The sequence below is a fragment of the Streptomyces sp. S3(2020) genome, assembly GCF_013044505.1.
Taxonomy (GTDB): Bacteria; Actinomycetota; Actinomycetes; order Streptomycetales; family Streptomycetaceae; genus Streptomyces.
Window position 1 is genome coordinate 1 of the sequence record NZ_JABERD010000119.1, and the last position, 18,118, is coordinate 18,118.

The following is an 18,118-nucleotide window of genomic DNA, read 5'->3' on the forward strand; positions in this document are numbered from 1 at the left end:
CCTCCCGCCGCCAGTCCGCCACCCCCGACATCCCCCGCGCGGGCCGCTGGTTCCCGCCCGAGGAGATCGCCCGCTGCACCTTCGGCGTCGTCCTGGACACCTCCGGATCCATGGACCGGACCCTGCTCGGCAAGGCCCTGGGCGCGATCGCCTCGTACGCCGAGGCCCGGGACGTACCCGCCGCGAGGGTCGTGTTCTGCGACGCCGCCCCGCACGACGCCGGTTATCTCCCGGTCACCGAGATCGCGGGCCGGGTCCGCGTGCGCGGTCGTGGCGGTACGGTCCTCCAGCCCGGGATCGATCTGCTGCACCGGGCCGACGACTTCCCGCCCGGCGCACCGGTCCTGGTGATCACGGACGGCTGGTGCGACGTCCTGCGGGTGCGGCGCGAGCACGCCTATCTGATCCCGGAGGGCGCGCGGCTGCCCTTCAGCGCGCGTGGACCGGTCTTCCGGGTGAGGTGAGCCGGAATGTGATCGGATGGGACGGCAACCCGGAACCGGGACCGCATGCGAAAGGACTGACCGTGGCTACCACGCGTACCGCACACACCGTCTGGGAAGGCGAGCTGCTCAAGGGCAGTGGCACCGTCACCTTCGACTCCTCCGGCATCGGGTCGCAGCCGGTGTCGTGGCCGTCGCGCGCCGAGGCGGCCAACGGCAAGACGAGCCCCGAGGAACTGATCGCCGCCGCCCACTCCAGCTGCTTCTCCATGGCGCTGTCGCACGGCCTGACCGGCGCCGGCACGCCGCCCACCCGGCTGGAGACCAAGGCCGACGTCACCTTCCAGCCGGGCGAGGGCATCACCGGCATCCACCTCACCGTGCGCGGCGAGGTGCCCGGCCTGGACGCGGACGGCTTCGCCGCGGCCGCCGAGGACGCCAAGAAGAACTGCCCCGTCAGCCAGGCCCTCACCGGCACGACGATCACGCTCACGGCCGAACTCGCCTGACCGTCGCACCTCCCGTATGCCGCGTCTCCGCGAGGAGGCGCGGCATCGGTCTTTTCCGGGGTACGCGGCATTGACAACAGCCCGCTCAAGTTTTGTGCTGGAGTCCGGGAAGCGCCCTGGCGGAAGGGGACAGCGATGGGACGCGCGGTCGGGATCGATCTGGGGACCACGAACTCCGTGGTGGCCGTCCTGGAGGGCGGCGACCCCACAGTCGTCGCCAATGCGGAGGGGGCCAGGACCACACCGTCGGTCGTGGCCTTCGCCAAGAACGGCGAGGTGCTCGTCGGGGAGGTCGCCAAACGGCAGGCGGTGACGAACGTCGAGCGGACGGCCCGTTCGGTGAAGCGGTACATGGGCGACGGGGGCTGGCGCTTCCCGGACCAGGGCGATGTCGACGGCACCCGCTACCGGGCGCAGGAGCTCTCCGCACGGGTGCTCCAGAAGCTGAAGCGGGACGCCGAGTCCTATCTCGGCGAGGACGTCACCGACGCGGTGATCACCGTCCCGGCGTACTTCGACGACGCCCAGCGGCAGGCCACCAAGGAGGCCGGGGAGGTCGCGGGCCTGAAGGTGCTGCGGATCATCAACGAGCCCACGGCCGCGGCGCTCGCCTACGGCCTGGACCGGGGCGAGGAGCAGACCGTCCTGGTCTTCGACCTCGGCGGCGGCACCTTCGACGTCTCCCTGCTGGAGATCGGCGACGGGGTCATCGAGGTCAAGGCCACCAACGGCGACACGCGTCTCGGCGGCGACGACTGGGACCAGCGGGTCATGGAGCACCTGGTGAAGAAGTTCCAGGGGCAGTACGGCATCGACCTCGGCAAGGACAAGATGGCGCTGCAACGGCTGCGCGAGGGAGCCGAGAAGGCCAAGATCGAGCTGTCGAGCTCGACGGAGACGACGATCAACCTCCCCTACATCACCGCCTCCGCCGAGGGCCCGCTGCACCTCGACGAGAAGCTGACGCGCGCGCAGTTCCAGGAGCTGACCGCCGATCTGCTCGACCGCTGCAAGACCCCCTTCCACCAGGCCGTCAAGGACGCCGGTATCAAGCTCGCCGCGGTCGACCACGTCATCCTCGTCGGCGGCTCGACCCGGATGCCCGCCGTCACCGACCTCGTCAAGGAACTCACCGGCAAGGACCCGCACAAGGGCGTCAACCCGGACGAGGTCGTCGCCGTCGGCGCGGCCCTCCAGGCGGGCGTCATCCGCGGTGACGTGAAGGACGTCCTGCTCCTCGATGTCACCCCGCTGTCCCTCGGCATCGAGACCAAGGGCGGCATCATGACCAAGCTCATCGAGCGCAACACGACGATCCCGACCCGCCGTTCGGAGATCTTCACGACGGCGACCGACAACCAGCCCTCGGTGGGCATCCAGGTGTACCAGGGCGAGCGGGAGATCGCCGCGTACAACAAGAAGCTGGGCGTCTTCGACCTGACCGGACTGCCGCCCGCGCCGCGCGGCGTCCCGCAGATCGAGGTCGGGTTCGACATCGACGCCAACGGGATCATGCACGTCTCCGCGAAGGACCTGGCGACCGGGCGCGAGCAGAAGATGACGGTGACGGGCGGCTCGGCGCTCCCCAAGGACGACATCGACCGCATGATGCGGGAGGCCGAGCAGTACGCGGAGGAGGACCGGGGGCGCCGGGAGGCGGCCGAGACCCGCAACCACGCCGAGCAACTCGTCTACCAGACCGAGAAGTTCATCCGTGACAACGAGGAACGGATTCCGGCGGAGACCAAGTCCGAGGTGGGATCGGCGATTTCGGAACTGAAGGCCCTGCTGGAGGAGAACGCGGAGACGGGTGCGTTGCGCGGCGGCGTCGAGAAACTCGCCACCGTCAGCCAGAAGATGGGCCAGGCGATGTACGCCCAGGCGCAACCCTCGGACACTGGAACCGAGCAGCAGACCACGCCGCCCGAGGAGGAGGGCGTGGTGGACGCGGAGATCGTCGACGAGAGCAAGGACCAGAGGGAGGGACGCGAACATGAGTGACAAGAGGAAGTGGCGCGCACGGTCGGCGGCGCTGGCGGCGGGTTCGCTGCTGGCGGGGACGGCGGCCATGGGAGTGACCGGGGTCGTGGACGCGCCGGACAACCGGGACTGGTCCGTGGACGCGGCCCCGGCCGGCCATCACGACAGCAGCACGGACGGCCAGCACGACAACAGCACCGACGGCCACTTCGACGGCGGCTGACGGGTCAGGCGTCCGTCTTCTCCCAGCCCCGCCGCTCCGGCCGCGGCCCCAACTGCTCGGGGTCGCGGCTGCGGTACACGACATACGGGCGGAACAGGTACTGCACCGGCGCGCTGAACATGTGCACCAGCCGGCTGTACGGCACGAACGCGATCAGCGCCATCCCGATCACCGCGTGGATCTGGTACAGCACCGGGACGCCGTGCATCCGGTCGATGTCCGGCCGGAGGGTGAACAGACTGCGCGCCCAGGGGCCGATGGACTCACGGTAGTTGTAGCCGTCGCCGGAGGCGTGGGTGAGTTTGGCGATCATGCCCATCGCGATCGCGGCGAGCAGCACCAGGTACATGAGCTTGTCGTTGGCGGTGGTCGCCTTGAAGACGGGCGCCTTCGTCCGCCGACGGTATACGAGCAACAGGATCCCGCAGACCGCGAGCAGCCCGGCCGCCGTGCCGCCGTAGAGCGAGAGCAGATGGTACGTGTGCTCGCCGACCCCGAGGTTCTCCGTCCACGACATCGGCACGAACAGGCCCACGAGGTGCCCGGCGAACACGAAGAGGATGCCGTAGTGGAAGGCCGGCGAGGCGATGTTCAGCAGCTTCGACTCGTAGACCTGCGAGGAGCGGGTGGTCCAGCCGAACTTGTCGTAGCGGTAGCGCCAGATCAGACCGGCGACGAGCAGGGCGAAGGCGACGTACGGCAGGACGCCCCAGAGGAGTGTGGTCATGAGCGCACCCCGGTGTATGCGTTCGGCAGTGTGGCGCATACGGCATCCAGGACGGACGCGTACGGTGTACCGAAGTCGGTGAGCCGGGAGCGCAACTGCTCCAGGCCGTCCCGGTGTTCGGTGAGCAGGTCGGTCCTGCCGGTGCGGGCCGCGAACTCCAGCACCGCGGGCAGGAAGTCGGGCAGCTCCTCGCCGGTGAACTCCAGTCCGGCCGCCCGGTAGACCTCCTTGAAGCGGACCAGCGACATACCGCGCCGGCGGGTGTCCCCGTCCTGCCACCAGCTCAGATAGAGGCTGTGCCGGTTCTTGAAGTCGAAGACCCGGACGTAGTGCGCGGCCAGCTCCTGAGCCGGGGTGAGAGCCGCGTGGTCGACGAACTCCCGCAGCTGCGGGGCCGCTTCACGCAGCAGCGGCAGTCGGGCACGGAAGTCGTCGTCGGGATACGTCAGACAGAGCGCGGCTGCCTGGTACAGCACGGCGTACGAGGGCATCAGACCTCCTCGGCGTCGGACGGGTCGTCGGACGTCTGGCGTTTGCGCAGACCGTGGAAGTTCTCCACGGACACGACCGGCAGCAGCTTGCGGCCGGAGTCCTGGCCGAACGGGCCGTCGCCGCCCATGCCCGGGCCGCCGTCGTACTCGAGGCTGCACTCGTCCGGGAGCGCCGACTCCTCCAGCCGGCGCGCGTCGCCGACGGCCGCGGTCGGGATGACATAGCGGTCCTCGTACTTGGCGATCGCCAGCAGCCGGTACATCTCCTCGATCTCCTCGGGCCTCATGCCGACGGCCTCCGTGACCGACGGGTCGGGGTCCTCACCGAGGTTGATCGCCCGCATGTGGGCGCGCATCGCCGCGAGCTTCTCCAGGGAGGCCCGCACGGGGGCGGTGTCGCCCGCGGTGAAGACCTCCGCGAGGTACTCCAGGGGGATGCGGAGCGTGTCGATGGCGCCGAAGAGGTTCTGCGCGTCCTCGCCGTCGTGGCCGGTCTCGGTGAGCGCGTCCACCACCGGGGAGAGCGGCGGGATGTACCAGACCATCGGCATGGTGCGGTACTCCGGATGCAGGGGCAGCGCCACCTTGTACTTGCTGATCAGCGCCCGCACGGGGGAGCGGCGGGCCGCCTCCATCCAGTCGTACGGGATCCCGGCCTCCTCAGCCGCCCGTTGCACGGCATGGTCGTCGGGGTCGAGGAAGACGTCCAACTGGGCCTCGTACAGGCCCTTCTCGTCGGGTGTGGAGGCGGCGGCGGTCACCTTGTCGGCGTCGTACAGGATCACGCCGAGGTAGCGCAGCCGCCCCACGCAGGTCTCCGAGCAGACCGTCGGCAGGCCGACCTCGACGCGCGGATAGCACATCGTGCACTTCTCGGCCTTGCCGGTGCGGTGGTTGAAGTAGACCTTCTTGTACGGGCATCCGGTCACGCACATCCGCCAGCCCCGGCACTGGTCCTGGTCGACCAGGACGATGCCGTCCTCGGCCCGCTTGTACATCGCGCCCGAGGGGCAGGAGGCGACACAGGACGGGTTGAGGCAGTGCTCGCAGATGCGCGGCAGATAGAACATGAAGGTCTGCTCGAACTCGAACTTCACCTTGTCCGCGGCCTGTTGGCGAGTGCGCTCGACCATCGGGTCGAGGTCGCCGTAGGCGGGGGCGCCGGCGAGGTTGTCGTCCCAGTTCGAGGACCACTCGATCTTCATCGGCTTGCCGTCGATCTGCGACACCGGCCGGGCCACCGGGTAGTCGTCGCCGAGCGGGGCGTCGGTGAGGTTCTTGTAGTCGTACGTCCAGGGCTCGTAGTAGTCCTTGATCTCCGGCAGCTTCGGGTTGGAGAAGATGCCGAGGAGTTTGTGGAAGCGCCCGCCCGCCTTCAGCTTCAGCGCGCCGCGCTTGTTCAACTCCCAGCCGCCGCGCCACTTCTCCTGGTCCTCGTAGCGGCGCGGATAGCCCTGGCCTGGCCGGGTCTCGACGTTGTTGAACCAGACGTACTCCATGCCCTGCCGGTTGGTCCACGCCTGCTTGCAGGTGACCGAGCAGGTGTGGCAGCCGATGCACTTGTCCAGGTTCATGACCATCGCCACTTGGGCCATGCAGCGTCCAATGGTGACTTCGTCACGGGGCATCAGTACTCGACCTCCTGGCTGCGGCGGCGGATGACGGTGACCTCGTCGCGCTGGTTGCCCGTCGGGCCCAGGTAGTTGAACGCCCAGGACAACTGGGCGTAGCCGCCGATGAGATGGGACGGTTTGAGGATCAGTCGGGTGAGCGAGTTGTGGATGCCGCCGCGCTTGCCCGTGGTCTCCGTCTTGGGGACGTTCACCGTGCGCTCCTGGGCGTGGTGCATGTAGACCGTGCCGGCCGGCATGCGGTGCGAGACGATCGCCCGGGCGACGACGACGCCGTTGCGGTTGACCGCCTCGATCCAGTCGTCGTCCTTCACCCCGATCGCGTCGGCGTCCTGCGGGGACATCCAGATGGACTGGCCACCGCGGGAGAGGGCGAGCATGAACAGGTTGTCCTGGTACTCGGAGTGGATGGACCACTTGTTGTGCGGGGTGAGGTAACGGACCGTCACCTCCCGTTGGCCGTCCGCTCCGAGCGCCGGTTCGTTGAACAGCCTGTTCATGTCGAGCGGCGGCCGGTAGATCGGGAGCGCCTCGCCGAGCTCGTGCATCCAGTCGTGGTCGAGGAAGAAGTGCTGGCGCCCGGTGAGGGTGTGCCAGGGCTTGAGGTGCTCGGTGTTCAGGGTGAAGGCCGTGTACCGGCGACCGCCGGCCTCGCTTCCGGACCACTCCGGCGAGGTGATCACCGGGACGGGGGCCGCCTGGGTGTCGGCGTAGGTGATCCGCTTGCCCTCGTGCTCGGCGGCCAGGTGGGCCATCTCCTGGCCGGTGCGTTCCTCCAGGGTGTGGAAGCCCTGGGTGGCGAGGCGGCCGTTGGTGGTGCCGGACAGGGAGAGGATGGTGTTGGCGGCCTTCACGGCGGTGTCGAGGGCGGGGCGGCCGGCGGCGGGGCCGTCGCGGACCACGCCGTTGAGTTCGCGGAGGTGGTCGACCTCCTCGTCCGGCTTCAGGGCGATTCCCTTGCAGGGCAGGCCGAGTTGCTCCACCAGGGGGCCCAGCGCCCGGAACTTCGCGCCGATCGCCGTGTAGTCCCGCTCGACGACGGTGAGGTTCGGCAGCGTCTTTCCGGGCACCGGATCGCATTCGCCGCGCTTCCAGTCCAGGACGATCCCGCCGGGCTGGGCGGTCTCGCCCGGGGTGTCGTGCTGCATCGGGGTGGCCACCAGGTCCTTGCGGACACCGAGGTGCAGCACCGCCATCTCGCTCAGCCGGTCGGCCAGCGCCTTGAAGGTGTCGAAGTCGGTGCGGGCCTGCCAGGGCGGATCGACGGCCGGGGTGAAGGAGTGCACGTAGGGGTGCATGTCCGTGCTGGACAGGTCGTTCTTCTCGTACCAGGTCGCGGCCGGCAGGACGACGTCCGAGAGCAGCGTGGAGGAGGTCTGCCGGAAGTCCAGCGAGAGGAGCAGGTCGAGCTTGCCCTCGGGGGCCTCGTCCCGCCAGGTCACGTCCCGGGGCCGCTCGCCGGGTTCGGCCTCCTGGGCGCTCAACGACGAGTGCGTGCCCAGGAGATGCCGGGTGAAGTACTCGGCGCCCTTCGCGGACGAGCCGAGCAGGTTGGCCCGCCACAGCGTCAGCACGCGCGGCCAGTTCTCCGGGGCGTCGGGGTCCTCGCAGGCGAAGTTCAGTGTCCCCGCGCGGAGTTCGGCCACCGCCTTCGCCACCGGGTCCCCGAAGGCCTCGCCCAGCTCAAGGGGGTTGCGGTCGAAGGTCGGGTACGACGGCATCCACCCCGAACGCGCCGACAGGGCGAGGCAGTCGGCGCCCGTCATCCCCTTGAACCGGCCCTCGCCCAGCGGCGAGGCGAGCACATCGGCGCCGAAGTGGTCGTAGCGCCACTGGTCGGTGTTGAGGAACCAGTAGGCCGTGCCGATCATCTGGCGTGGCGGCCGCGACCAGTCGGAGGCCGCGGCCAGCGTCGCCCAGCCGGTGGCCGGGCGGCACTTCTCCTGGCCGACGTAGTGCGCCCAGCCGCCGCCGTTGCGGCCCTGGCAGCCGGTGAGCTGGAGCAGGGCGAGGAAGGAGCGGTAGATCGTCTCGGAGTGGAACCAGTGGTTGGTGCCGGCTCCCATCAGGATCATGCAGCGGCCCTTGGAGCGCTCCGCGGTCCGCGCGAACTCCCGGGCGATCTTGACGCACTTGGCGGCCGGGACGGAGGTGTGCACCTCCTGCCAGGCGGGGGTGCCGGGTGCCTCGGCGTCCTCGTAGGAGGTGGGCCAGGTGCCGGGGAGGTCGGGGCGCTGGACACCGTATTGCGCCAACAGCAGATCGTAGACAGTCGTCACCAGGGGGCCGTCGGGCCCGCCCAGCCGCGTCGCCGGGACACCGCGCCGGACGACGTCACCGCGGCCCTGGCCGTGCTCGCCGCCCTCGGTGTCGAAACGGGGGAGGAGCACCTCGACACCGCTGGAGATGTTCTGCCCGTGCAAGGTCAACGTCGGTTCGATCGGGCCGAGTTCGAGATTCCAGCGGCCCTTGCCCGACTCGGTCCAGCGGAAGCCGAGCGAGCCGTTGGGGGCGACCGCGCGACCGCTCGCCGCGTCCAGCACGACCGTCTTCCACTCCGCGCCCTCGCCCTCCTGGCCGAGGTCGGTGGCGCGCAGGAACTTGGACGGGACGTAGCCGCCGTCCTTCTCGGTGAGGGTCACCAGGAAGGGCAGGTCGGTGAACTTGCGTACGTAGTCCGCGAAGAACGGTGTCTCGCGGTCGACGAAGAACTCCTTGAGGATCACATGCCCCATCGCCAGGGCCAGCGCACCGTCCGTGCCGGGGTGCGGATGCAGCCACTCGTCGGCGAACTTGGCGTTGTCTGCGTAGTCCGGCGCGACCACGACCACCTTCTGGCCCCGGTAGCGGGCCTCCGCCATCCAGTGCGCGTCCGGCGTACGGGTCACCGGGACGTTCGAGCCCCACATCATCAGATACGCGGCGTCCCACCAGTCGCCCGACTCCGGGACGTCGGTCTGGTCGCCGAAGACCTGCGGGGAGGCCACGGGCAGGTCGGCGTACCAGTCGTAGAACGACAGCATCGGGGCGCCGATCAGGGAGTGGAACCGGGCGCCCGCCGCGTGCGACACCATCGACATCGCCGGGATGGGGGAGAAACCGGCGATGCGGTCGGGGCCGTGCGTCCTGATCGTGTGGACGTGTGCGGCCGCGACGATCTCCACCGCCTCGTCCCAGGTCGCCCGGACCAGGCCGCCCTTGCCGCGGGCCTGCTGGTAGCGGCGCCGGCGCTCGGGGTCGTCCTGGATGTCCGCCCAGGCCAGCACGGGGTCGCCGGTTCTCGCGAGCGCCTCGCGGTACATCTCCAGGAGCACACCGCGGACGTACGGGTAGCGCACCCGGGTGGGGGAGTACGTGTACCAGGAGAAGGCGGCGCCCCGGGGGCAGCCGCGCGGCTCGTACTCGGGGCGGTCGGGGCCGACGCTCGGATAGTCGGTCTGCTGGGTCTCCCACGTGATGATGCCGTCCTTGACGTACACCTTCCAGCGGCAGGAACCCGTGCAGTTCACACCGTGCGTGGAGTTCACGACCTTGTCGTGGCTCCACCGGTCCCGGTAGAAGGCGTCCGCCTCGCGTCCGCCCGTCAGCCCGATGCTGTGCAGGTCGGACGAGGGCACGCCCGGCCGGAAGAACCTCCCGGCCCGCAGCAGCGCCGCACCCGGCTCCGAGGGCGGTGTCTGGGTGTCGGTCACATGCGCTCCCTTGCTGGCCCCGTGCTGTCGAAGCTAGGGCTGAGCAGGGGAGCGCACCCGTCGGCGGCACCCGTTCGGGTCAGGTCACGCCTTGCGGGCGACCCCCGCGTACACCGGCACGATGCCCTCCGCCTGGGCCGCCACGTCCTCGGGGCCGGGCCGCCAGCCGGAGACCGGGATCACACCGGGGCCGAGCAGCTCCAGACCGTCGAAGAAGCGCGCGAACTCGGCGAGGGAACGCGGGTAGAACGGTGTGCCGACGGCGCGGAAGTGCTCGGCGGCCTTCGCGATGGCCTCGGGGCTGAGGTCGGGGGTGACCTGGGACAGGATCAGGTAGCTGCCCGGAGCCAGCTCGGACACGTATCGCTCGATCAGGCCGTACACGTCGTCGCCGTCGGGCTCCTCGCTCAGGTAGTGGGTCAGCGCCACCAGGGACAGCGCGACGGGACGCGAGAGGTCCAGGGTCGCCGCGGCCAGCCGCAGGATGGTGTCGGGGTCCCGGACGTCGGCGTGCACATAGTTCGTGGCGCCCTCGGAGGTGCTGTGCAGCAGCGCCTGGGCGTGCCTGAGGACGATCGGGTCGTTGTCGACGTACACGACCCTCGACTCCGGGGCGACCTCCTGGGCCACCTGGTGGAGGTTCGGCTCGGTGGGGATGCCGGTGCCGATGTCCAGGAACTGACGGATCCCGGCCTCGGCGGCCGTCCGCACCGCCCGGTGCATGAACCGGCGGTTGGCGCGCGCCCCGCGCACCACGGAGCCGTCCGTGGCGAGGATCCTGCGGGCCAGCGCCTCGTCCACCGGGTAGTTGTCCTTGCCGCCCAGCCACCAGTCGTACACCCGCGCCGGATGCGGCCGGCTGGTGTCGACGGTGGTGGGCGCGGCCTCGGATCCGGATCCGGTCATGCGGTGTCTTCTCCTCGGTGCGCGGTGCCTGACGGGGGTGTGCTCAGCAGTCGTCGGGGGGTGGCCGGAAGGTTGCCGTACGACTCAGTACGTCGCGCGGCGCTCCCGCAGGATCTTCTTGGTGCGCTCGGCCGACGCGGCGCGCGCCGTCATGTGGTCCAGGGTCTCCAGATGCGCGGAGACCTCCGCACGGGAGTCCAGGTACAGGGCGCCGGTCAGATACTCGGTGAACGCCATGTCGGGCAGTTCCGGCTCGGCGAAACGGAACAGCGAGAAGGGCGCGTACGTCCCCGGGTGCGGGCCCGCGGCGAACTCCGCGATCTGGAGGGTGACCCGGTCGCGCTCGGCGAACTCCAGGAGTCTGTCCAGCTGTTCCCGCATGACCTCGCCGCCCTGGCCGACCGGTCGGCACAGCACCGTCTCGTCCATGATCACCCACAGATGGGGCGGATCCGGCTTCTCCAGCAGCTGCTGCCGGGTCATCCGCAGGGACACGTGCCGCTCGATGGTGTCGGAGCCCTGCTGCGCGATCGTGCCCGCCTCCATGACCGCGCGCGCGTACGCCTCGGTCTGGAGCAGACCGGGCACGAAGTGCGGCTCGTAGGAGCGGATGATGCGGGCGGCGCCCTCCAGGCTCACGTACAGGCTGAACCAGTCCGGCAGCACATCGTGGAACCGCTGCCACCAGCCCGGCTGGTTCGCCTCCTCGGCGAGGGCGACGAAGGCGTCCGTCTCCTCCTCGGAGACGCCGTACGTGGACAGCAGCAGCTGCACGTACGGGATCTTCAGGGCGACCTCGGCCATCTCCATGCGCCGCACGGTCGCGGGCGCCACGCGGAGGACCTTCGCGGCCTCCTCGCGCTTGAGCCCGGCCGCCTCCCGCAACTCCTGGAGCCGTTTGCCGAGCACCACCTGACCCACTGTGGGCGCAGGCCGCCGCTCACTCACGCCACGCCTCCCCTACGCGCCGAAGTATGCAGGGCAGTGTGCCATGTTCCACCACCGGTCTCACAGGCCCGACGGTGAGGCGCTCACCACGTGGGGGCATTACCCCGGGGGTAATCGACGGTGCCGGACGGCGGCGGGATCGTGGTGACACCGGGTTCCGGGCCGGCGCACTCCGGTCCGGCACCCGGGTCCCGTCTTCTCCGAAAGCCCCGAACCGACTCCGCCGGAGGGTGATTCACCATGTCCGCAACCCAGTTGTCCGCGCTCGCCCGCACCGGTGACCCGCACACCGCCCTGCGGCGCTTCCTCGCCCTCGACGCGGCGGTGACCGGCGCGAACGCCCTCGCCTACCTGGCCCTCTCCGGGCCGCTGGGCCGCCTGTTCGGGGTCGGCTCCACGCTGCTGCTCGAACTCGGGGCGCTCCTGGCGGTGTACGCCGCCGCCGTCGGCCTGCTTGCCTCCCGGGCGCGCCCCGCCGCGCTGCCGGTCCGGGCCGTCGTCGAGATCAACCTCGCCTGGACCGCGGTCAGTTGCCTGGCCCTGGCCCTGTGGCTCACCCCTTCGACGGCGGGCGCCGTGTGGACCGTGCTCCAGGCCCTGACCGTCGCCGGGTTCGCCGCGTTGCAGTACCTGGCCCTGAGGGCTCGTCAGGACATCAGTGCCTGAAGGTATTTGACCGTCGCCGGGTCGGCCGGGAGGAACGTCTCGATGGCCAGCTCGGCGACGGTCACGTCCATGGGGGTGTTGAAGGTGGAGATGGAGGAGATGAACGACAGCACCCGGCCCTCGTGCTCGATCTGCATCGGGAGCGCGAAGTACGCCGCCTCCTCCAGCGGTTCACCGCGATCGGTGTCCGGCACCGGGTACGCCGCCACCTCCTCGTACAGCTCCCGCAGCGGCCGCGAGCGGTGCAGCGCGATCTGCCGCTCCATCTGCGCGAGCAGATGCCCGCGCCACTCCCGGAGGTTGCGGATCCTGGGGGCCATGCCCTCGGGGTGCAGGGTCAGCCGCATCGCGTTCAGCGGGGGTTCGAGCAGGGACTCCGGGATGCCGTCGAGCAGCATGAGGATGCCCCGGTTGGCCGCGAGCACGTTGTACATCGCGTCCAGCACCAGCGCCGGATAGGGCTCGTAGCCCTGGATCAGCCGCTCCACGCCGGCCCGCACGGCGTCCAGCGCCGGATCGTCCAGCGGTGTCTCCGCGTAGTGCGGGGCGTAACCGGCCGCCAGCAGCAGCGCGTTGCGCTCCCGCACGGGGACGTCCAGATGCTCGGCCAGCCGCAGCACCATCTCCTCGCTCGGCCGGGAGCGGCCCGTCTCGACGAAGCTGATGTGCCGGGCGGAGGAGTCGGCCCGCAGCGCCAGCTCCAGCTGACTGACCCGGCGCTGTTCCCGCCAGGCCCGCAGCAGGGGGCCGACGCCCTTGTCGGCCTTGTCGGCGGCAGTGGTGGTCATACGAGGACCGTAGACGACGAAGCCGTACACAGGGGAAGAGGACCCTTCTGACCAGGGCTCCGGTGGGCTCCGTGTGGCAGGCTGAAGGAGAACCCCCGGACCGGGAAGGAACAGCGTCATGCCCCTCGAACCGCTGTCGCAGAAGGAGATCGAGGACCGGCTCGCGGAACTGCCGGGCTGGTCGCTCGACGGGGACCGCCTCGCCCGTTCCTACCGTCTGTCCTCGCACTTCGCCGCCACGGCGATGGTCGTCCACATCGCCCGGGTCCAGGAGGAGCTCGACCACCACTCCGACCTCACGCTCGGCTACAACACGGTGTCCCTGACCGTGAACACGCACAGCGTGGGCGGCGCGGTGACCGAGAAGGACTTCGAACTCGCGCAGAAGGTGGAGGCGCTCGCCCCCGGCCACGGAGCCCGGTGAGGTGCTGGACTACGACAAGGAGGCCGACGCCTACGACATCACGCGCGGCGGCGAACCCCGCGCCGCCGCGGCCGCCGGTGCCGTCCTGGGTCTCGTCCCCGAAAGCACTCGGCGTCTGCTCGACGTGGCCTGCGGCACCGGGATCGTCACCCGGCGGCTCGCGGGCGCACGGCCCGCGCTGCGGGTGGCGGGCGCCGACCTGACGTACGGCATGGCGCGGATGGCCGCGGCCCGGCTGCCCGGTGCGATCGTCCTCGCGGACAGCCGCCGACTGCCCTTCCCCGACGGGGCGTTCGACGCGGTGACCAGTGTGTGGCTGCTGCATCTCGTCGACGACGCCGACGACGTGCGCAGCATCGTCGCCGAGTGCGCCCGGGTGCTGCGGCCCGGCGGGGTGTACGTCACCACCGTCGACAAGGCCGCCGCGCACGACGTGGGCAGCGACATCGACGCCGTCCTCGCCCCGCGACCGCGCCGGCCCGCCCCGGACGCCGGGCCCCGTGTCGAGGCGTACGCCGCCGCGCAGGGCCTCGTCGACGCCGGGCGGGCCCGGTTCCCGGGCCGGGGGCAGGGCCGCAGCCCGCGCCGTACGGCCGCCGACCTGCGGCGCGGCTGGTTCACCCTGCTGCCGCCGGGCGACCCGCGCACCGACGCGCTCGCCGCCCGCCTGGAGGCGCTGCCGGACCAGGACCGGCCGCGCGCCGACCCGGTGTTCGCGCTGCGGGCCTTCAGGAAGCCCGGGTGAACTCCATGACCCAGTTGGTCAGCCAGCTGTCCCCGCCGTCGAGCGAGAAGGCCTGCTCCCAGCGGGCCCCGGTGTCGTGGACGCCGGACCAGACGAAGCGGACCCGTACGTCCTTGCCGTCGTAGGTGTCGTCGCCGTGGAACTCGCCGCGGTCGCCGTCGAACCGGCCGAGGACCGGCGGGAAGAGGGTGCCGCTGCGGCTGGACGCCCAGTTCAGCGACCACTGCCGGGTCTCCGGGTCGAAGAGCCGCAGGGTCGCGCCCTTCGCGGCCAGGTGCGGCATGTCGATCTCGTCGATGTTGGCGGCGCCGTCGAACAGCGGCCAGCAGCGGCTCGTCGCCGGGAACTCCTCCCAGTCGCCGTCCGGGTCGAGGAAGTCGGTGCGGCGGCGGTTGCGGACCTGCCACTCGCCGTGGAAGAAGTCGAAGTCGTGGGGGCTGCTCATGCGCGGTCTCCGGTGGTTCCTTCGGGCAGGGAGTCGGTCAGGTAGGCGGCCAGGTCCGGGACTTCGGGGGCCAGCAGGTGCCGCACCCAGGCGTCCCGTTCGTGCACGATCGGCGGGAGTTCCCAGACACAGCCGATCCACGGCAGGTCGGGCCTGATGAAGTGGGTGGGGTCGCGGTCGGGGCAGCCGAGGACGGGCTGTCCGGCGGCGGCGCCGCGGAAGTGCAGGACGTTGTCCCACACCCAGCTGTAGGCGTTGAGGTAGGCGCCGTCGTCGCCGCCCCGGTGCAGGACGACGAAGGTCGCGGGCGGGGTGCCGTCCGGCTCGGGCAGCAGCTCCGGGAGGATCTCGTACGCCGCCTTCTCCACGTCGGGCGCGATGCCCGCCGGGTCGGTGGTGACGTGGTAGCGCTTGATGTGCCGGCCCGCCACCTCGATGGGGGCGGGGACGGTGAGGAGTTTCTCGGTGAAGCTCATGGCGGGACGCTAGAACCACTTCACTGACACCTTCTGTCAGTGAAGTCGCTGAAGTCAGTGAAGTCGGTGCCGTCTGGGATTCTGTGGCGGTGAAGTCCAGTCGGCTCGTCTCGATCCTGCTCCTGCTCCAGACACGGGGCCGGATGACCGCCGCACAGCTCGCCGAGGAGCTGGAGGTGTCGGTGCGTACCGTCTACCGGGACGTGGAGGCGCTCAGCGCGGCCGGGGTCCCGCTGTACGCCGACGCGGGCCACGCCGGCGGCTACCGGCTGCTCGACGGTTACCGCACCCGGCTGACCGGGCTCACCGCCGACGAGGCCGAGGCGCTGTTCCTCGCGGGCGTGCCTGGTCCGGCGGCCGAGCTGGGGCTGGGGTCGGTGCTGGCGGCCGCGCAGCTCAAGGTGCGGGCGGCGCTGCCGGTGGAGCTGCGGGCGCATGCCGACCGGATCAGCGGGCGCTTCCATCTGGACGCGCCCGGGTGGTACGCGGAGGTGGAGGAGACGCCGTATCTGCCGGCGGTCGCCGACGCGGTGTGGAACAACCGTGCACTGGATATCATATACCGTCGCTGGCGTACACCGACCGATGTGGACAGGCGTCTGGAGCCGTACGGGCTGGTGCTGAAGGCGGGCCGCTGGTACGTCGTCGCCGGACCGGGACCGCGCACCTTCCGCGTCGACCAGATCCTTCGACTCACCGCGGCCGACGAAGAGTTCACGCGCCCCGACGACTTCGACCTGGCCGCGTACTGGGCGGCCCACCAGCGGGACTTCCACGAGCGGCTGTACCGGGAGGAGGCGGTGGTGCGCCTGGCACCGGGCGTGACCCTCGCCAGGGCGGTCGACGTCCGTACCGACGACGACGGCCGGATCCTGGCCACGGTCCCCATCGAGTCCGTCGACCACGCCCTCGGCGAGTTTCTGCGCAGGGGCACGGACATCGAGGTCCTGGAGCCGCCCGAACTGCGCGAGCGGCTCGCCCGCACGGCGGCGGAACTGGCCGAAATGTACGGCAACTCCAGCGCACGCGGCGGCCACTGAGGAACGGAATCCGCACGTCCTCACGGACCCCGTCCGTCCTCCCAGGAGGTACGTCCCGTGCAGCACCCGCACCCGCGCCCGCTTCCGCACCCCCACCCGCTTCCGCCCCCGCGCCGCAGACGAAGGGCCGTCCTCGGCGCGCTGACCGCCGCCACGGCGCTCGTCGCCGCCGGTCTCACCCAGCTCGCCACCGGCACGGCCGAGGCCGCGACGGCCCGGCAGGTGGAGGCGCTCGACCGCGGTGTCGTCAGCGTCCACACCGACGCCGGCAACCTGGTCAGCTGGCGCTGGCTCGGTACCGACCCGAACGACGTGTCGTTCAACGTCTACCGGGCCGGCGCGTTGGTCAACTCGACGCCTGTCACCGGCTCCACCAACTACTTCCACTCCGGCGCCCCCTCCCAGGCCGACTACACGATCCGCGCGATCGTCGGCGGTGTGGAGCAGGCCGACTCCGTGCACGCGATCCAGTTCCGCACCGGCTACAAGGACGTGCCGATCAGCCCGCCCGCGGGCGGCACGACCCCCGACGGAGTCGCCTACACCTACGAGGCCAACGACGCCTCCGTCGCGGATCTCGACGGTGACGGGGCGCTGGACTTCGTGCTGAAGTGGCAGCCCACCAACGCCAAGGACAACTCCCAGTCCGGCTACACCGGCAACACGATCCTCGACGGCGTCAAACTCGAAGGCACCCGGCTGTGGCGCATCGACCTGGGCCGCAACATCCGCTCCGGCGCGCACTACACGCAGTTCCAGGTCTACGACTACGACGGCGACCGCAAGGCCGAGGTCGCCGTGAAGACCGCGGACGCGACCGTCGACGGGACGGGCGCGGTGATCGGCAGTGCCTCGGCCGACTACCGCAACTCCAGCGGGTACGTCCTGTCCGGACCCGAGTACCTGACCATGTTCAACGGCCAGACCGGCAAGGCGATGCAGAGCGTCGACTACGTCCCGGCCCGCGGCACGGTGAGCTCCTGGGGAGACTCCTACGGCAACCGCGTCGACCGCTTCCTGGCGGGCACCGCGTATCTGGACGGCGCCCGGCCCTCGCTGATCATGGCGCGCGGCTACTACACCCGTACGGTGCTCGCGGCCTGGGACTGGCGGGGCGGATCCTTCACCCGCCGCTGGACCTTCGACACCAACTCCTCCACCAACTCCGGCAAGGGATACGACGGTCAGGGCTCGCACAGTCTGTCCGTCGGGGACGTCGACAACGACGGCAAGGACGAGATCGTGTACGGAGCGATGGCCGTCGACGACAACGGCAACGGTCTGTGGACCACGAAGACAGGGCACGGCGACGCGCAGCACCTGGGCGATCTGGACCCGTCGACGTCCGGCCTGGAGTACTTCAAGGTCTCGGAGTCGTCCTCCCAGCCCGCCGAGCTCTACATCAACCCCGCGACCGGCGCGGCCCGTTGGCAGCTGGCCGCCTGCTGCGACAACGGCCGGGGCGTCGCGGGTGACATCTACGCCGGCAACGACGGCGCCGAGGTCTGGTCCGCCTCCGACACCTCCATCCGCGACGAGGCCGGCGCGACGAAGGGCCGCGAACCGTCGTCGGTCAACTTCCTGTCCTGGTGGGACGGCGACACCACCCGTGAACTCCTCGACGGCACCCACATCGACAAGTACGGCACCTCCGCCGACACCCGCCTGCTGACCGGCGCGAGCGTCCACTCCAACAACAGCACCAAGGCCACCCCGTCCCTGTCCGGCGACCTCTTCGGCGACTGGCGCGAGGAGGTCGTCTGGCCGACCTCCGACAACACGGCCCTCAGGATCTACTCGACGCCCTACGAGACCACGACGAAGATCACCACCCTGCTCCACGACACGATGTACCGCACGGGCCTGGCCTGGCAGAACACCGCCTACAACCAGCCCCCGCACCCGAGCTTCTACATCGGCAACGGCATGCCCACGGCACCGCGGCCGACCGTGTACACCCCCTGACGGACCGACGACGAGGCCC

Annotated in this window: 17 protein-coding genes and 1 pseudogene; 9 read left to right on the plus strand and 9 right to left on the minus strand. The window is 70.5% G+C overall.

From position 1 onward, the window contains the following. From HLK59_RS30915 to HLK59_RS30930, 4 genes and pseudogenes are all read left to right on the plus strand, one after another. Nucleotides 1-464 (plus strand): annotated as a pseudogene (locus tag HLK59_RS30915) (hypothetical protein); the annotation flags it as partial. A gap of 62 nt (nt 465-526) precedes the next feature. Continuing rightward, complete coding sequence (locus HLK59_RS30920) at nt 527-952, plus strand: OsmC family protein (RefSeq protein ID WP_171144853.1); 426 nt, start codon at nt 527-529, stop codon at nt 950-952. A gap of 135 nt (nt 953-1,087) precedes the next feature. Continuing rightward, entirely contained in the window at nt 1,088-2,953 is a 1,866-nt protein-coding gene (gene dnaK, locus HLK59_RS30925) for a molecular chaperone DnaK (RefSeq protein WP_171144854.1), read from the plus strand. Next, on the plus strand, nt 2,946-3,155 hold the full coding sequence (locus HLK59_RS30930) for a hypothetical protein (RefSeq protein WP_171144855.1): 210 nt from the start codon (nt 2,946-2,948) through the stop codon (nt 3,153-3,155). Before dnaK ends, HLK59_RS30930 begins: the two co-directional genes overlap by 8 nt. A 4-nt stretch (nt 3,156-3,159) precedes the next feature. Here the strand turns inward: HLK59_RS30930 and narI are convergent, their stop codons facing one another. From narI to HLK59_RS30960, 6 genes are all read right to left on the minus strand, one after another. Continuing rightward, a complete protein-coding gene (gene narI, locus HLK59_RS30935) occupies nt 3,160-3,882 on the minus strand; it encodes a respiratory nitrate reductase subunit gamma (protein WP_171144856.1) in 723 nt (240 codons plus the stop codon). Further along, nucleotides 3,879-4,373: a nitrate reductase molybdenum cofactor assembly chaperone gene (gene narJ / locus HLK59_RS30940; protein WP_171144857.1), complete on the minus strand. Its 495-nt coding sequence runs from the start codon at nt 4,371-4,373 to the stop codon at nt 3,879-3,881. Before narJ ends, narI begins: the two co-directional genes overlap by 4 nt. Further along, nucleotides 4,373-6,001 (minus strand): nitrate reductase subunit beta, encoded by a 1,629-nt coding sequence (narH, locus tag HLK59_RS30945; protein ID WP_240982737.1) that lies wholly within the window; start codon nt 5,999-6,001, stop codon nt 4,373-4,375. Before narH ends, narJ begins: the two co-directional genes overlap by 1 nt. Then, nucleotides 6,001-9,696, minus strand: a complete 3,696-nt coding sequence (locus HLK59_RS30950) for a nitrate reductase subunit alpha (protein WP_171144858.1) — start codon at nt 9,694-9,696, stop codon at nt 6,001-6,003. Before HLK59_RS30950 ends, narH begins: the two co-directional genes overlap by 1 nt. A gap of 84 nt (nt 9,697-9,780) precedes the next feature. Beyond that, nucleotides 9,781-10,602 (minus strand): SAM-dependent methyltransferase, encoded by an 822-nt coding sequence (locus tag HLK59_RS30955; protein ID WP_171144859.1) that lies wholly within the window; start codon nt 10,600-10,602, stop codon nt 9,781-9,783. Nucleotides 10,603-10,686: 84 nt separating this feature from the next. Next, nucleotides 10,687-11,550, minus strand: coding sequence for a Scr1 family TA system antitoxin-like transcriptional regulator (locus HLK59_RS30960; RefSeq protein ID WP_171144860.1), 864 nt, complete (start codon nt 11,548-11,550; stop codon nt 10,687-10,689). Between the two features lie 240 nt (nt 11,551-11,790). Between HLK59_RS30960 and HLK59_RS30965 the strand changes: the two genes are divergently transcribed. Further along, nucleotides 11,791-12,216, plus strand: a complete 426-nt coding sequence (locus tag HLK59_RS30965; protein WP_171144861.1) for a hypothetical protein — start codon at nt 11,791-11,793, stop codon at nt 12,214-12,216. Here HLK59_RS30965 and HLK59_RS30970 read toward each other — a convergent pair. Continuing rightward, nucleotides 12,198-13,004 carry a helix-turn-helix transcriptional regulator gene (locus HLK59_RS30970; protein ID WP_171144862.1) on the minus strand — a complete coding sequence of 269 codons (807 nt, stop codon included), beginning with the start codon at nt 13,002-13,004 and terminating at the stop codon, nt 12,198-12,200. The two genes, HLK59_RS30965 and HLK59_RS30970, sit on opposite strands and share 19 nt — an antisense overlap. Before the next feature lie 118 nt (nt 13,005-13,122). On the opposite strand from HLK59_RS30970, the gene HLK59_RS30975 reads away from it, so the two are divergent. Both HLK59_RS30975 and HLK59_RS30980 read left to right on the plus strand, forming a co-directional pair. Beyond that, nucleotides 13,123-13,428, plus strand: a complete 306-nt coding sequence (locus HLK59_RS30975; RefSeq protein WP_171144863.1) for a 4a-hydroxytetrahydrobiopterin dehydratase — start codon at nt 13,123-13,125, stop codon at nt 13,426-13,428. 1 nt (nt 13,429) lies between these two features. After that, nucleotides 13,430-14,173: a class I SAM-dependent methyltransferase gene (locus HLK59_RS30980; protein ID WP_171144864.1), complete on the plus strand. Its 744-nt coding sequence runs from the start codon at nt 13,430-13,432 to the stop codon at nt 14,171-14,173. Here the strand turns inward: HLK59_RS30980 and HLK59_RS30985 are convergent. Both HLK59_RS30985 and HLK59_RS30990 read right to left on the minus strand, forming a co-directional pair. Further along, on the minus strand, nt 14,157-14,618 hold the full coding sequence (locus tag HLK59_RS30985) for a hypothetical protein (RefSeq protein WP_171144865.1): 462 nt from the start codon (nt 14,616-14,618) through the stop codon (nt 14,157-14,159). The genes HLK59_RS30980 and HLK59_RS30985 overlap by 17 nt on opposite strands. Then, the gene (locus HLK59_RS30990) at nt 14,615-15,094 is read right to left on the minus strand and encodes a hypothetical protein (protein ID WP_171144866.1); all 480 of its coding nucleotides are present in this window, start codon (nt 15,092-15,094) and stop codon (nt 14,615-14,617) included. Before HLK59_RS30990 ends, HLK59_RS30985 begins: the two co-directional genes overlap by 4 nt. An 89-nt stretch (nt 15,095-15,183) precedes the next feature. Here HLK59_RS30990 and HLK59_RS30995 point away from each other — a divergent pair, with 89 nt between their 5' ends. After that, the gene (locus HLK59_RS30995; protein WP_171144867.1) at nt 15,184-16,134 is read left to right on the plus strand and encodes a YafY family protein; all 951 of its coding nucleotides are present in this window, start codon (nt 15,184-15,186) and stop codon (nt 16,132-16,134) included. A 57-nt stretch (nt 16,135-16,191) separates the two neighbouring features. Continuing rightward, on the plus strand, nt 16,192-18,099 hold the full coding sequence (locus tag HLK59_RS31000; protein ID WP_171144868.1) for a rhamnogalacturonan lyase: 1,908 nt from the start codon (nt 16,192-16,194) through the stop codon (nt 18,097-18,099). Nucleotides 18,100-18,118 lie beyond the last annotated feature (19 nt).

Coding starts and splice junctions, on each gene's coding strand:
- dnaK (WP_171144854.1), top strand. CDS start 1,088: ATGGGACGCGCGGTCGGGATCGATCTGGGGACCACGAACTCCGTGGTG.
- HLK59_RS30930 (WP_171144855.1), top strand. CDS start 2,946: ATGAGTGACAAGAGGAAGTGGCGCGCACGGTCGGCGGCGCTGGCGGCG.
- narI (WP_171144856.1), bottom strand. CDS start 3,882: ATGACCACACTCCTCTGGGGCGTCCTGCCGTACGTCGCCTTCGCCCTG.
- narJ (WP_171144857.1), bottom strand. CDS start 4,373: ATGCCCTCGTACGCCGTGCTGTACCAGGCAGCCGCGCTCTGTCTGACG.
- narH (WP_240982737.1), bottom strand. CDS start 6,001: ATGCCCCGTGACGAAGTCACCATTGGACGCTGCATGGCCCAAGTGGCG.
- HLK59_RS30955 (WP_171144859.1), bottom strand. CDS start 10,602: ATGACCGGATCCGGATCCGAGGCCGCGCCCACCACCGTCGACACCAGC.
- HLK59_RS30965 (WP_171144861.1), top strand. CDS start 11,791: ATGTCCGCAACCCAGTTGTCCGCGCTCGCCCGCACCGGTGACCCGCAC.
- HLK59_RS30970 (WP_171144862.1), bottom strand. CDS start 13,004: ATGACCACCACTGCCGCCGACAAGGCCGACAAGGGCGTCGGCCCCCTG.
- HLK59_RS30975 (WP_171144863.1), top strand. CDS start 13,123: ATGCCCCTCGAACCGCTGTCGCAGAAGGAGATCGAGGACCGGCTCGCG.
- HLK59_RS30985 (WP_171144865.1), bottom strand. CDS start 14,618: ATGAGCAGCCCCCACGACTTCGACTTCTTCCACGGCGAGTGGCAGGTC.
- HLK59_RS30990 (WP_171144866.1), bottom strand. CDS start 15,094: ATGAGCTTCACCGAGAAACTCCTCACCGTCCCCGCCCCCATCGAGGTG.